This window comes from Mesorhizobium sp. M0088 (genome assembly GCF_040322895.1).
Classification (GTDB): Bacteria; Pseudomonadota; Alphaproteobacteria; order Rhizobiales; family Rhizobiaceae; genus Mesorhizobium.
This window is the reverse complement of sequence record NZ_JAMYUI010000001.1, coordinates 336,427-350,356: the sequence shown is the minus strand read 5'-3', so window position 1 is coordinate 350,356 and position 13,930 is coordinate 336,427. Positions and strand designations below refer to the sequence as shown.

General features: G+C 64.3%; 11 protein-coding genes and 1 pseudogene. 5 read left to right on the top strand and 7 right to left on the bottom strand.

All coding sequences use genetic code 11. The annotated features are described in order from the left end of the window. Positions 1 to 90 precede the first annotated feature (90 nt). The 5 genes from NKJ67_RS01590 to NKJ67_RS01570 all read right to left on the bottom strand — a co-directional run bounded on the left by NKJ67_RS01590 (position 91) and on the right by NKJ67_RS01570 (position 6,270). Complete coding sequence (locus NKJ67_RS01590) at positions 91 to 1,257, bottom strand: glycosyltransferase family 4 protein (protein ID WP_352580202.1); 1,167 nt, start codon at positions 1,255 to 1,257, stop codon at positions 91 to 93. Positions 1,258 to 1,491: 234 nt separating this feature from the next. Next, positions 1,492 to 3,024 carry a mercuric reductase gene (locus tag NKJ67_RS01585; protein ID WP_352580201.1) on the bottom strand — a complete coding sequence of 511 codons (1,533 nt, stop codon included), beginning with the start codon at positions 3,022 to 3,024 and terminating at the stop codon, positions 1,492 to 1,494. Next, positions 3,014 to 4,363, bottom strand: coding sequence for a glucoamylase family protein (locus NKJ67_RS01580; protein WP_352580200.1), 1,350 nt, complete (start codon positions 4,361 to 4,363; stop codon positions 3,014 to 3,016). Before NKJ67_RS01580 ends, NKJ67_RS01585 begins: the two co-directional genes overlap by 11 nt. Positions 4,364 to 4,575: 212 nt before the next feature. Then, positions 4,576 to 5,328 (bottom strand): SDR family NAD(P)-dependent oxidoreductase, encoded by a 753-nt coding sequence (locus NKJ67_RS01575; RefSeq protein ID WP_127266933.1) that lies wholly within the window; start codon positions 5,326 to 5,328, stop codon positions 4,576 to 4,578. A 132-nt stretch (positions 5,329 to 5,460) separates the two neighbouring features. Next, positions 5,461 to 6,270 (bottom strand): IclR family transcriptional regulator, encoded by an 810-nt coding sequence (locus NKJ67_RS01570; protein ID WP_352580199.1) that lies wholly within the window; start codon positions 6,268 to 6,270, stop codon positions 5,461 to 5,463. A 218-nt stretch (positions 6,271 to 6,488) separates the two neighbouring features. Here NKJ67_RS01570 and NKJ67_RS01565 point away from each other — a divergent pair. The 5 genes and pseudogenes from NKJ67_RS01565 (at position 6,489) to NKJ67_RS01545 (ending at position 11,724) form a co-directional block, all read left to right on the top strand. Next, positions 6,489 to 7,467 (top strand): annotated as a pseudogene (locus NKJ67_RS01565) (ABC transporter permease). Next, a complete protein-coding gene (locus NKJ67_RS01560; protein WP_127276927.1) occupies positions 7,467 to 8,309 on the top strand; it encodes an ABC transporter permease in 843 nt (280 codons plus the stop codon). The pseudogene NKJ67_RS01565 and the gene NKJ67_RS01560 overlap by 1 nt, the downstream one beginning before the upstream one ends. Before the next feature lie 3 nt (positions 8,310 to 8,312). Then, positions 8,313 to 9,389 carry an ABC transporter ATP-binding protein gene (locus tag NKJ67_RS01555; protein WP_127328824.1) on the top strand — a complete coding sequence of 359 codons (1,077 nt, stop codon included), beginning with the start codon at positions 8,313 to 8,315 and terminating at the stop codon, positions 9,387 to 9,389. After that, entirely contained in the window at positions 9,386 to 10,417 is a 1,032-nt protein-coding gene (locus NKJ67_RS01550) for an ABC transporter ATP-binding protein (RefSeq protein WP_127272704.1), read from the top strand. Before NKJ67_RS01555 ends, NKJ67_RS01550 begins: the two co-directional genes overlap by 4 nt. A 35-nt stretch (positions 10,418 to 10,452) precedes the next feature. Continuing rightward, a complete protein-coding gene (locus tag NKJ67_RS01545) occupies positions 10,453 to 11,724 on the top strand; it encodes a CaiB/BaiF CoA transferase family protein (protein WP_127808158.1) in 1,272 nt (423 codons plus the stop codon). A 105-nt stretch (positions 11,725 to 11,829) separates the two neighbouring features. Here NKJ67_RS01545 and NKJ67_RS01540 read toward each other — a convergent pair whose 3' ends face one another. Beyond that, positions 11,830 to 12,468, bottom strand: a complete 639-nt coding sequence (locus NKJ67_RS01540; RefSeq protein ID WP_127322881.1) for a class II aldolase/adducin family protein — start codon at positions 12,466 to 12,468, stop codon at positions 11,830 to 11,832. Next, a complete protein-coding gene (gene otnK / locus NKJ67_RS01535; protein WP_127273327.1) occupies positions 12,468 to 13,841 on the bottom strand; it encodes a 3-oxo-tetronate kinase in 1,374 nt (457 codons plus the stop codon). The genes NKJ67_RS01540 and otnK overlap by 1 nt, the downstream gene beginning before the upstream one ends. Positions 13,842 to 13,930: the final 89 nt, after the last annotated feature.

Below are 13,930 nucleotides of genomic sequence, written 5' to 3'. Positions count from 1 at the left end.
CACGAAATTCCGGTTGGACGCGGTGCGAAGCGGAGCTCCTGCAAGCGATGTGGAGCGACGTCGCTCCTCCATATCTGGTGGAGGGAGGGATCATGTGCCAGCCTCGTCCAGCCCCAGCCCGCCGCGGACGGCATTGCGGATGGCTTCTGGGCCGAACCTTGCCCAAACCGCTTGATGCGCGCAGATGCGCTGCCGTGCCCTGCGGTCCGCGTCCAGGCAAAGTCCGACAGCCGTCTCGGCAAGTCCTTCATCGGTATCCGACAGCAGCAGTTCCTCCCCGTCGACCAGGTCCAGGCCCTCGGCCGCCAGAGGCGTGGCGATCACCGGCACGCCCCACGCCATCGCCTCCAGAATCTTGATGCGGGTGCCGCCGCCTGCCGCAAGCGGGATGATGGTGAGATGCGCTCTCGACAGAAGCGGCGCCATGTCTCCGGGGTCTTCGACGATCTCCACGCCAGGCAATCCTGCCAGCGCTTGCACGGCCGTTGTCGGGTTGCGCCCGGCGAGAATCAGTGTCGCGGTCGGCAAGGCCAGTCGGATGCGCGGAAGTATGGAGCCGGCTAACCTCTGGACGGCATCGACGTTTGGCGGATAGCCGAGATGGCCGACGAACAGGATCACCGGAAAGCTTTCGTCGGATACGGGCTCGGCGGGCAGCGTTTCGGGGCTGTGCCCGGCATGCGGAATTCCGTTTGGAACGACATCGATCGGCAACTTGTGCCGGGAAAGCGCCATCAACCGCTCTCGATCCTGGCTCGAGCAGACCCAGACCCTGTCGACAAGGGCAAGCGCCTTTCTCTCGAGACGCCTGATGCCAAGGCCCTCGCTGATCGTCGCCACCGCAGCCCGCTTCGCATCGACGTGCCGCAGCTGACCCGCCAGGTCGGACTCAACATTGTGCATGTCGAGGATGAGCTGTTTCGTCAGTGCCCGCAAAGGCCGCAGCAGCTTGAACAGGCCGATGCCCTCGATCAGCACCGTGTCCGGGCGGAAGTCCCGAACCAGTGTCTCCAGCCGCGTCAAGGCGACGCGCGAGATGCGACGCTCCGCCCTTATACGCCACCACCCGATCGAACTGGAGCGGGCCTCTCCCTTGATCGACAAGGCTTCGGTGCGGATCGACGGATCGGTTGTTTCCGTCGCCTGCGGCAGCACAGATACCAGGCAGACCGGGCCGAATTGCGCAGCAGACTCAGCATTGCGATAGTTCCGCAGATCCGCGCCTGAGATCGGCGGAAAGGCTGGATCGTGGGACACAACCAGCACACGTCGCCCGGCTTTCGCCGCGGAGACAGCGTCGAGCGGTTGTGCGCCCGCGGGTTTCAAAGTGGACGCTCTGGGCTTTGCGCCTGAGACTTCATTCCAGACGGCATGCGTGACGGCCCCAAACCATAACAATCGGCTTCGACTTGTTCAGCCGACGAGCCTTTCGTCAAGCGCCGCATCGTCGCTGATTGTCAGATGCACCAGTTGCGGCAGGCTGCCGGAATATCACCATCGCCTGGACCACGCCAACCAGCGGCCCGCCAGACGCTTCCACGATGAGGTGAGCCTTGTCCGCCGATAGGCGTCGCCGGCCATCTTGATGCCTTGCGCCTGCGTCGGGAATGGATGGATGACGTCGGCCAGCGCACGCAATCCCATGCCCGATTTGATCGCCAGCGACACCGCATTGATCATCTCGCCGGCATGGCTGGCAACGACCGTGGCGCCCAGGATGCGGTCGGACCCCTCCCTGACGTGGATTTTGACAAAACCCTCCTCCTCGCCGTCCATAACCGCACGGGCGACATCGTGCATCAGCACTGTATAGGTCTTGACCGGGATGCCGTTCTGGCGCGCCTCCGCCGGATAGAGGCCGACATGGGCGATCTCCGGATCGGTATAGGTGCACCACGGAATGACCAGTTCGCTCAGCTTCCTGCGTCCGAGAAACAGGGCATTGCGCACGACCATGCGGGCTGTCGCCTCGGCGGTGTGGGTGAATTTGTAGGCGAGGCAGACATCGCCCGCCGCATAGATGCGCGGATTTGTGGTGAGGAGACAGTCGTCCACCTTGATACCGTCGGCATCGTATGCCACCCCGGCGTTTTCCAGGTCGAGGCCGTCGACATTGGGCGATCGGCCGATGCCAGTGATGATCTCATCGACGGAAATCGTCGTCGTGATGTCGTCGCACACCAGGTCGGCGAGCTTCTTGCCGCCTTCCGTCCGCACCGCCACCACCTCGGTGTTCAGGCGAACCTCGACACCCTCGCGCGCCAGCGCGTCCGAAAGGATTTGGGCGGCATCGCGTTCCTCACCGGGCAGGAACATCGGTTCGCGCTGCGCCTGGATGACCTTCGCGCCCAGCAGGCAGAAGGCCTGCGCCGCCTCGCAACCGAGCGGTCCGCCGCCGATGACCAGAAGCCGCTTCGGGCACTCCGTGAGATCGAACATGGTCTCGTTGCTGAGATAGCCGGCGTCGGCAAGCCCCGGGATCGTCGGCAGCCTCGGGCGCGCGCCTGTCGCGATCAGCGCCTTCCTGAAACGCAAGATTTGTCCGGCGACCGTGACAGTGTCCCTTCCGGAAAACCGCGCTTCGCCGAAATAAAGGTCGATGCCTTCGGAAACCAGGCAACCGGCGGCATCGGCGCGGCTGATCCGCTGCCGGATCTGCCGCATCCGCGTCATGGCGCGCTGAAAGTTGACGTGAAGACGGTCCGGCATGTCGCCGCCGAAATTCTCTGCATCGCGCATGTCGGCATAAAGCCTTGCGGTGCGGATGATCGACTTCGACGGGATGCAACCGACATTGACGCAAGTTCCGCCGATCAGGTTGCGCTCGATGAGCGCGACCCTTGCGCCGAGGCCGGCCGCTTCGTAGGCGGCGGTTAGCCCAGCCGGCCCGGCACCGATGACGACGAGGTTGTAGGGACCGTCCGGCTGCGGGTTCTTCCAGTGCGGCGGGTGGGCGCTCTTGATCAGCTCGATGTCGTTGTGATCGACAGGAAAGGCGGTAGTCCTGGTCCGGTCACGCGACATCGCCGCCACCCGACGCCGGGCTTGCTGGCTGAGACAGCCAGCCGCCATTGAACCCGGCCTTGCGCAGGCCGTTGCGGATGTGTTGATTTGACCGCATCAGTCTCCAGATCAACCCTGACCGATGGTTCTCGATCATCATCACCACGATGCCTTGATCCAGCCCATAGTGGCCTTCCGACACCCAGCCGTGCCTCCCGAATTTACGCCGGTTCGCCAATGTCGGGTTGAAACCGCTCGGCAGTCGGAAATTACCGATCACCTCGGGGTAGCGATCACCGAGATGGCGCAACGCCGCCAAGCAGATCTCCGGGGCGAAAGGCAGTGATGCCGGATAGGACCAAGGCGCGATCGTCCCGTCATCGGGCCCGAACGGCGCGCCGCGCGCGGCATAGCCGGAAAACCGCCGGCGCTGTCGCTCCACGCTGGTGCGAAAACCGCCTGGCCCGTCGCCCGCCGAAAGACCCCAAAGGTTCTCGTCGTAGCCGCCATAGCCGTAAGGGTTGTGGCGTGCATAGTCGCGGTGCAGATAGGTCGAGCGGCGGCTGTTTTCGAAATAGTCCGAGTTCTTCTCGCGCATGAAGGCGTCGCGGATGCCGGCGAAATCGATCCAGGCATGCGAGAACTGGTGCATGAACAGCGGACCGCCATACAGCACGTCGTAGCCGTAGATGTTTTCCCACTGATAGGTCGCCGTCCAGCCCTCGTAGCTGTTGTCCGAGGTCGGGCTGTCGGGCGAAGCCATCGACAGGATGTAGAGGATCGTGGCTTCGTTGTAGCCCTCCCAGCCATAGTGGAGAAAGCCGCTCTTCGGCTTCCAGCCTTGTCGCAAGGTCGGGCTTGAGCCTTGTGCCCACCGCCAGTCGACGCGCCGGTAGAGCGCCTCTGCCAATTGGCGGATCTCGGCTTCCTCGTCATCGTCACCGGAGAAATAGGCGCCCGCCACCAGCATGCCCGATATCAGCAATGCCGTATCCACCATCGACAGTTCGCAGCGCCAGACGCGCAGGCCGGTCCGCATATCGAGGAAATGGTAGTAGAAACCCTTGTGGCCGGTGACGTCGTCGCTATGGCCTTGCGGGCTGGCCGAGAAGAAGCGCAGCGCGGCCAGCGTCAGCTTCGCGGCGGCATCGCGCGCCATCCAGCCGCGCTCGACGCCGATCGGATAACTGGACAGCGCGAAGCCGACGACAGCGATGCTGGCCAGCGAATTCGGCCGCGACGTGTCGGCGACCAATCCGTTTTCGGGGTTCACGTTCTCGAGGAAATAGTCGAAGGCGGCGCGCTGATAGCGGTCCAGAAGCTCGTCGTCGGACAGCGCGGCAGGCTCGGCTCTAAGCAAAGGAAACAAGCTCCCGCCGGATGGTTGCAGCGTCCGTCAACCGCCAACCAGTTGCCCCGCACCGGCAGATCATCACGCATGCTGAACTGTCATGCCGCGTCATAGCTTTCCCGTATAGCTTTGTTGCGTCAACGTCGATTCGACGCCTGGGACTATACGCCCCTACGCTCCCGTTCGTTGCGTCGTCACGCGGAATTGAGATGCGTCCTGCCTCAGTAGGTGGCGCGGCCGCCGGAAACGTCGAATACGGCGGCGGTCGTGAACGAACACTCTTCCGAGGCAATCCAGCAGATCAGCGCCGCCACCTCTTCGACCTCCCCGAAGCGCGCCATCGGTATCTTGGACAGCATGAAGTCGATGTGCTCCTGGCTCATCTGCTTGAAGATAGCGGTGCGCACGGCCGCCGGTGTGACGCAATTGACCGTCACCTTGGTCTTGGCCAGTTCCTTGCCGAGCGACTTGGTCAGGCCGATCACCGCGGCCTTCGAGGTGCTGTAGGCGGAGGCATTGGGATTGCCTTCCTTGCCGGCGATCGAGGCTATGTTGACGATGCGGCCATAGTTGCGCTCGAGCATGTGCGGCACGAGCGCCTTGTTGCAGTAGAAGACGCCGTTGATGTTGATGTCGATGACCTTCTGCCAATCCTCGGTCGAATAGTTCCAGGTCGTCATGTTCGGCCCGGTGATCGCCGCACTGGTGACCAGGATGTCGACACCGCCAAGCGCTTCGATCGCCGACTGCTTGGCGCGTTCCACGCCGGCCGCATCGGCGACGTCGATGGCAACACCGTGGAGGCCGGGAAGGGTGGCTTTGGCCTGTTCGATCTGAGCCGGATCGCGATCCCAGACTGAAACCCGTCCGCCCTCTTCGACAATCCTCTGAGCCACTGCCAGACCGATGCCTGAAGCGCCGCCGGTGATCACCGCCGCTCGACCGCTGAACCGCCCTGTAAAATTCATCGGCATCCTATTTTCCCGATCATCCCAACCCGATGGACGATGACGGCACGCGACCGCCATACCATCGACTGCGACTGTGCGGTCCCCATCAGGCGAGTTCAAGCCGGCATGCGAGGCCGATCGTCTGGGCCAATCCCGTTACCCGGGATTTCCCTCGAGCTCTCTGCCCAGCGCCTTCACCATCGCCACCAGCGCCGGTCCGATCTCGGCATGCGCGCGCTCTTCCGTGATGATCTCGCCGATGCCGCCGCAGGTGATGGCAACCAGCGGCGAGCCGTCACTCGGACGGAACGGCACGCCGACCGCATGGATATAGCTGTGCCAGGCGCCGAACGACGTCACATAGCCCTTGTCTGCATACTGGGCGATCGCATCGTCGATCGTCGCCCCGATCATCGCCGCCCTGTCCGGCTCGGCCTCCTGCAAAGCCTCCACAAGGCGAGCGCGCTCCTCAGGTGAAAGGGCCGCCGCATAGGCCAGCCCCATCGATGTCTTCCAGATCGGCAGGTAGGAGCCCGGGTTGAGGCGCAGCGTGACAAGGCTCTCCGACCGGCAATTGGCCAGATAGACCATGTTGAGGCTGTCGCGGGTGCCGAGCGCCACCGCCGCCCCCGTCAAATCGGCCAGCGGCTGCATCAGCGGCCGGGCGACGTGGACGACCGCACTGGAACTCAGTGCCGAATAACCCAGCGCCACGGTGGCGGGTCCCAGGCTGTAGCGGCCGAGGTCCTTGTCGTAGAGGAGATAGCCGAGCGCGCTTAGCGTATAGGTGATGCGCGAAACCGTGGCCTTGGGCAGGCCGGTGCGGGCAATGATGTCCTGGTTGCCGAGTGAGGCATCGCCCGGGCGGAAGGCGCGCAGGATGCCGAGCCCGCGCACCAGCGACGACGAAAGCTGCGCGCCTTCGCCTTCAAGCTCCGTCTCGTCCCTGGTCGCTCGCTTGCGCACGCTGAGGTCTTTCTGGCGTCGTCGTCCGCCTGTCGGGCCGGTGTCGCCGGCGCTTTCCCAAAAATGAAATTAAATTCCATTTATATTTGACAGGCGCTTTCCCTCCCTGTCAATATGCTTCCCTCGATGGCATCTCCCAGCGCCCTGTGCCATCTTACGAAGCCCGTCCTTGTGAAGGTAGCCACGTGTCTCGCTATATTTTGCGCCGGCTTATCGCCATGCCGTTTCTGGCTCGGTATCGTCACCATTGCCTTCCTGATCACCACGGTGACCAAGGGCGATCCGCTGACCGCGATTGTCGCCGAACAGCAGATGAGCAACCCCGAAGTGGTGGCCGCCGCCAAGGCGCGCTGGGGTCTCGATCGTCCTTTGCCGGAACGCTATATGATATATCTCAGTAATCTGCTGAGCGGCGATCTTGGCACCTCGTTCATCACCAAGCGCAATGTCGGCACCGACATTCTCTACCGCTTGCCGGCAACGCTCGAACTGGTTTTCGCTGCGATGATCTTCGGCACCACGCTCGGCATTGTGCTTGGTGTGCTGGCCGCCTATTTCCGCAACAGCCTGATTGACCATGGCGCGCGGCTGTTCGCCTTGTTCGGCTCTTCGCTGCCGGTGTTCTGGTCGGGGCTCGGCCTGTTGTTCATCTTCTCCGTCATGCTGAACTGGCTGCCGGGGCCGGGCAGGGTCGATGCCCGCCTGGCATTGCCGCCCGGCATCACCGGCTTCCTGACCATCGATTCGCTTCTGGCTGGCGACTGGACCGTCTTCAAGGACGCGCTCTGGCACCTGCTTCTGCCGGCCTTCGTCCTCGGCTGGACGGTTTCCGGCACCATATCGCGGCTGGTGCGCGCCAACATGCTTGATGTGATGAGCCGCGAGTTCGTCCTCACCGCGCGCGCCAAGGGGGCGAGCGAATTCCGCGTCGTCATCGTCCATGCGTTGCGCAACACCATGGTACCGACCCTGACCGTCATCGGCTATTCCTTCGCCTATCTGATCACCGGCGCGGTGCTGACAGAAACCATCTTTTCCTGGCCCGGCATGGGCTCTTATGCCGTCGAGGCGGCGCGCGCGCTCGACTTCCCGGCGATCATCGGCGTCACCATCGTCGGCGGCCTCGCCTTCCTGGTCACCAACCTCATCACGGACATCCTCTACGTGGTGGCCAATCCGCGCGTGAGGTTGAGCTGATGTCGGCGGTCACAACCAAATCCCATTCCGCCGCTGTTCCCGAATGGCTGACCGCGCCATTGGTCATCGGCACGGTCGTCATCCTGTTCTGGCTGTTCATGACCGTCTTCGCCGCCTTAATCGTACAGTTCGATCCGCTCGAAATGGTCGCGCGCCGCTTGCAGCCGCCGAGCTGGGCGCACTGGCTCGGCACCGATGCTCTCGGCCGCGATGTTCTCGCCCGCACCTTGCACGGGGCGGCGCATTCGCTGCCGATCGCGGTTCTGGTCGTCGTCTCGGCTGTGGTGATCGGCTCGCTGCTCGGTGCCATTTCCGGGTTCGTCGGCGGGCTGACCGGTGCGGCGATCATGCGGCTTGTCGACGTCACTCTGTCCTTCCCGCCGATGCTGCTGGCTATGGCCGTCGCGGCGTCGCTTGGGCCGGGCCTCGGCAATGCCGCCATCGCCATGGTTCTGGTCTGGTGGCCGGTCTATGCCCGGCTGATGCGGGCGCAGGTGCTGGAGGTGAAGGAGCGTGAGCATGTCGAGGCGGCGATCGCCGCCGGCGCCAGGCCGCGCCGCGTGCTGTTCACGCACATATTGCCGCTTTGCTGGACCCCGGTGCTGATCAGCGCGACCATGGATCTTGGCCAGGTCGTGCTGCTTGCCGCGTCGCTCAGCTTCATCGGACTCGGCGCCACGCCGCCGACCCCCGAATGGGGGTCGATGATCTCGGATGGCGCCGTCCATTTCTACCAATGGTGGATCGCCTTCGGTCCGGGCGTCGCCATCCTCACCATCGTGCTCGGCTTCAACTTCATCGGCGACGGCTTGCGCGACATTCTCGATCCAAGGTCGGATTAAGCGATGAGCGCACAGATATCTACAGCGCCGCCGGGTGCAGTCGACAAGGCGGGCAAAGGTGAGCCGCTGCTGTCCATACGCGGCCTGCGGGTAGGCTTCCGGCGGGCAGGCGATCAGTTCGAAGCGGTGCGCGGCATCGACCTCGAAGTCGCCAAGGGCGAAGTGGTCGGCATTGTCGGGGAGTCCGGCTCGGGCAAGTCCGTCGGCATGCTCGCCGCGCTCGGCCTGACGTCGAAGAACGCGGTCGTCACCGGTTCGGTCCGCTTCAACGGCGACGAACTGGTCGGCAAATCGTCACGCGAAATGCGCAAGATCAGGGGCGCGCGCATCGCCATGATTTTTCAGGACCCGCTGTCCTCACTAAACCCGGTGATGACCGTCGGCGCCCAGATCGCCGAGGCGGTCAGGCTGCATCAGCGCGTCACCCGCAAGCAGGCCATGGCGCGGGCGGTGGAATTGCTCAATCTGGTGGCGATCCCGCAGCCGGAGCGCCGGGTGAACCAGTATCCGCATGAATTCTCCGGCGGCATGCGCCAGCGCGCGGTCATCGCCATGGCCGTCGCCAACGATCCCGATTTGCTGATCGCCGACGAACCGACCACGGCGCTCGATGTGACGGTGCAGGCGCAGATATTGGCAGTGCTGCGTTCGTTGCAGGAGCGGCTCGGCCTTGGCCTGGTGCTGATTACCCATGACCTCGGCGTCGTCGCCGGTCATGCCGACCGCGTCGCGGTCGTCTATTCCGGCCGTGTCGTCGAACAGGCTGGCGTATCCGAGCTGTTCGCCGACCCGCGCCATCCCTATACGCGCGGCCTCATTGCCTCGATCCCCAATCTCGAGGAAAGCCGCGAGCGGCTGTTTTCGATCGATGGCTCGCCACCCGCACTTGGGCGCTTGCCGGGCGGCTGCGCCTTCCATCCGCGCTGCATCTATGCCGAGGCACGCTGCCGGACCGAGGATCCGCCTTTGCACGACATAGGCGGCCGCTTCTCGGCCTGCCATTTCGCGACGACCTTGCCGCCCTTCCATAGCGCCTCGCTGGCGGCGGCAGAACTGGACAGTGGAAGCATGGCCCCATGAGCGCAGTGGAGCAAACTCAAGTCGAAACCAAGCCGGCGGCGGCGCTTTCCGTGCGCCATCTTGTCAAGGATTTTCCGGTTCGCGGTGGCCTCGTCTTCGACCGCGCGGTTGCCCATGTGCGTGCGGTGGCCGATGTGTCCTTTGACTTGGCGCCGGGCGAAACGCTGGGCCTCGTCGGCGAATCCGGTTGCGGCAAGTCGACCCTCGGACGCTGCCTGATGCGGCTGATCGAGCCGACCAGCGGCGAAAGCTGGTTCCGGGGCCAGAACCTGCTCGCCCTCAACCACGAAGACATGCGCCTGATGCGGCGCTACATCCAGCTGGTCTTCCAGGACCCGTACGGGTCGCTGCATCCGCGCATGCGCATTGCCGACAACGTCGCCGAGCCGCTGCGCATGAGCGACATGTCGGCGGCCGACCGCCGCGCCCGCGTCGCCGAACTGCTCGAACTGGTGCGGCTCAATCCCGAGCATGGCAAGCGCTATCCGCACGAACTGTCAGGCGGCCAGCGCCAGCGTGTCGTCATCGCCCGGGCGCTTGCGCTGAACCCGCAAGTGGTGATCCTCGACGAACCGGTTTCGGCGCTCGATGTTTCGGTGCAGGCTGGCGTGCTCAATTTGCTCAGGGATATCCAGCAGTCTTTCGGCACATCCTATCTGTTCATCGCACATGATCTTTCGGTCGTGCGCCACATCTCGCACCAGGTCGCGGTGATGTATCTCGGCAAGATCGTCGAGATCGCACCCGCGGCCGAACTCTATTCGAGGGCGCTGCATCCCTACACGCAGGCGCTGCTGTCGGCGGTGCCGCTCGCCAATCCCGAGAAGGAGCGCAAGCGCGAGCGCATCGTACTGACCGGTGACGTGCCGAGCCCGCTCAACCCACCATCCGGCTGCCGCTTCCGCACGCGCTGCTTCAAGGCGCAGGCGATCTGCGCTGCCGTCGAACCACCGCTCGATCCGGCTGGCGGTTCGCATCGCGTCGCCTGTCATTTTCCGGAGCCGGTCAACACGTTCAAGACTGTGTGATTGGCCTGCCGAATTCACCCGAAGGAATCTTGATCGTGACTGAGGACCATTCCGAGAATGCCGGTACGGCAGGATCCGCGCGCCTGCCGCTCGAAGGCATCAAGGTTCTCGATCTTTCCCGCGTGCTCGCCGGTCCTTGGGCAACGATGAGCCTTGCCGATCTCGGCGCCGAGGTCTGGAAGATCGAGAACATAGATGGCGGCGACGACACCAGGGCGTGGTCGGTGCCGAGCTACAAGGGTGTCTCGACCTACTATCTCTGCGCCAATCGCGGCAAGCAGAGCATCGCGCTCGACATGAAAAGCCCGCAGGGGCTGGCCATCGTGCGCGAACTGGCGGCGAAGGCCGACATCGTCGTCGAGAATTTCCGCTCCGGCACCGCCGACCGCCTCGGCGTCGGTTTCAAGGAACTCAGCGCGCCAAACCCGCGGCTGATCTACTGCTCGATCTCCGGCTACGGCCAGACCGGACCCGATGCCGGACGGCCCGGCTATGATTTCGTCATGCAGGCCGAAAGCGGCCTGATGGCCATCACTGGCGAGAGCAATGGCGAGCCGATGCGCGTCGGCGTCGCCATCACCGACATCGTCTGCGGCATGGTCGCGACGCAGTCGATCCTGGCAGCGCTTTACGAGCGCGCGACGACCGGCAAGGGCCAGTTCCTCGACCTGTCGCTGATCGACTGCGCGCTCAGCCTGCTGATCAATGTCGGCAGCGGTTATCTCAACACCGGCCGCGAGGTCGCCCGCTACGGCAATGCGCATCCGACGGTTGTCCCCTATCAGATATTCGAGGCCTCCGATGGCGGCTTCGCGCTGGCCGTCGGCAATGACCGCCAGTTCGCGGCGCTGTGCGAGAAGGTCCTTGATCTGCCACATCTGGCTGGGGATGCGCGCTTCATCAAGGCAGGCGCGCGTGCCACCAACCGCGAGGCTTTGATCCCCGAATTGGCGGCTGCCTTCAAGACCAAGCCACGCGACCACTGGATGGCAACCTGTGCCGCCGCCAGCGTGCCGGCCGGCACGGTAAAATCGATACCGGAAGTCTTCGATAGCCCCAATGTGCGCGAACGTGGCCTCGTCCAGACCTTGCCGCATCCGCATCTCGGTTCCGTCGCCATGGTGCGCCCGGCACAGGGACTTGCCGCGCAGCTGACCGCCGACTTTACCGCGCCGCCGATGCTGGGCCAGGACACAGCTGCCGTGCTGGCCGACGTGCTCGGCTACAGTGCCGAGACCATCGACCAACTGATCGGCTCCGGGGCTGTCAGCGTCTATGCGCCTGCAGCCGAACCGATCCCCGCCTGATCTTCCACGGAACGTGGCAGCCCTCGTCTCGCATTTGCGGGTCGACGACTGAGTGGTTCTTCACTTCAAGAGCGCGAAGAGCCGTTCCCGGAATTGCTCGGCCGGCTACTTCTGCTGGCCGTAATTCTTGTACCGCCCCCGAATGGCGGCTATCTCGCTGCCCTCGATGAGCACCGGTGTACCGGCGCTGCGCGCCAAAAGGTATTGCCGCGCCAAGGTCTCGAGCTTGATGGTGCGGATGAGCGCCGTGTCGAGATCGCCGCCGAAAGCGATCATGCCATGATTGGCGAGCAGGCAGGCCGACCTGTCCTTGAGCGCGACGACGGCAACCTTGGCCAGTTCGCTTGACGCGAACAGCGCATAGTCCGAACAGCGCACATCATCGCCACCGAAACCAGCGACCATGTAATGGAACAGCGGCAGTCCCTCGCGCAGGCACGATAGCGCCACGCAATGGTCGGGATGGGCATGCACGACGGCACCGGCCTCGGGGAAAGCCTTGTAGATCTCGGCGTGCATTTCCCATTCGCTCGACGGCCGGAACGCCCCCTCCCAGCTGCCATCGAGTTGCATCGGCACCATCTGCTCCGGCCGAAGCGCGCTTGTAGCTATTCCCGTCGGCGTGATCATCATGCCGCTTGTCGTCCGCACGCTGATGTTGCCGGTGGTGCCGACATTCATCCCGCTGGCGTCCAGCGTCTGCGTCGCGGTGATCAGGCTGGCGCGTGCAGTCTCGGTGTCCATCACGATGCTTTTCCTGTGGTTGGCCGCATGACAGGTTTTGCCGGTGGCCATATATCGATCGCCGGCGCGACGGTGGTCGCCCGTGTCATGTCTTGCAGGACGTCGGCGAAAATATCCGGGCCGCCGAGCTTCCCCGATTTCAACATCAGCGCCAGCGGCTCGGATGGCAGGCCGGGGAGGTGGGCAGTGGCACGCGACAGTCCCGGCCCCTCATAGGCACCCATGGCGATGCGGTCGATGCCGAGCGCCTTGACCACCGAACCGGCGGTCTCGCCGCCGGCGACGACCAGCCGCCGCACACCGAGTTCGAGCACAAGAATGTGTGCAATCCCGGCCAGCATCTCTTCCGCCTTTGCCGCCACCGCGTTGCGGCCATGCGCCTGCTGCAGCGCTTCGACCGTCGCTTGCGGCGCCGTCGTGGCAATGGCGATCATCGTGCCGGGCAAATGCCGCTGGGCGAAGGCACGCGCTTCGGCCACTACATCGGCGCCGGCGAAGGCGCTGGCCAGATCGATCGTCAGCAGTGGATTGTTTTGCGCAAAGCGTTCGAGCTGTTCGATGGTGCGGTCGGCAACGCTGCCGGCCAGCACCGCCGCTGGGCCGTTTATGGCCGGCAGGCTGGCGGTAACGAGATCGACTGAATTCAGCAGCCCATGCGTGAGCCAGGCCGGTGGCAGATGCGCGGCGACCGAGGAATTGCCGGTCATCAGCGGCAGGTCGAAGGTCGCTTCCGCGATCGCAACCAGGTCGCGCTCGCGGATCGTGTCGGTGACCAGCAGCGTCTCGCCGCCCGCGCTGTGCTCTCGTATGGCGTTGCGGATGGCCTCCGCCCCGGCATCGACGACGAGATAGGGCACCAGCCCGACCTTGCCTTTGCTCTGCGCCTGCAGCACGCGAACCAGATTGGAATCGGTCATCGGCGTCAGCGGATCGAAGCGCTTGGGCGATTCACCCAGCAATTGGGCGCCGCCGAACATGTGTCCCTGATAGACGGTGCGGCCGGTCTCACACAGCGCCGGGGTGAACAGCGTGACGCCGCCGCCGAGCCGCTCGAGCAGCGCCTCGGCGCAAGGACCGATGTTGCCGGCAGGCGTCGAATCGAAAGTGGCGCAATATTTGAAGAAGATCTGCCGGGCACCAGCTTCAAGCAGCCGGTCCGCCGCCTCCAGAACCTGGCGCACCGCATCGCTGGCCGCGATGACGCGGGTCTTCAGCAGGATCACATGGGCAAGATTGCCTGGTGGGATCGGCGCACTCAGTCCGACCGTGCATCCCGTTGGAATGCCGCGCGCCACCAGCATCGACGCCAGCTCGGTGCCGCCGGTCAGATCGTCGGCTATGGCGCCGAACAGGAGTGAAGGCGTCGCGGTCATGCGCCCCGTCTCATGTCCGTCTGCACCATGGCTGCCCGTCTCGCAGTTGCCTGTCTCATGTCGGTGGTCAGGCCATTCGTGGTATCATA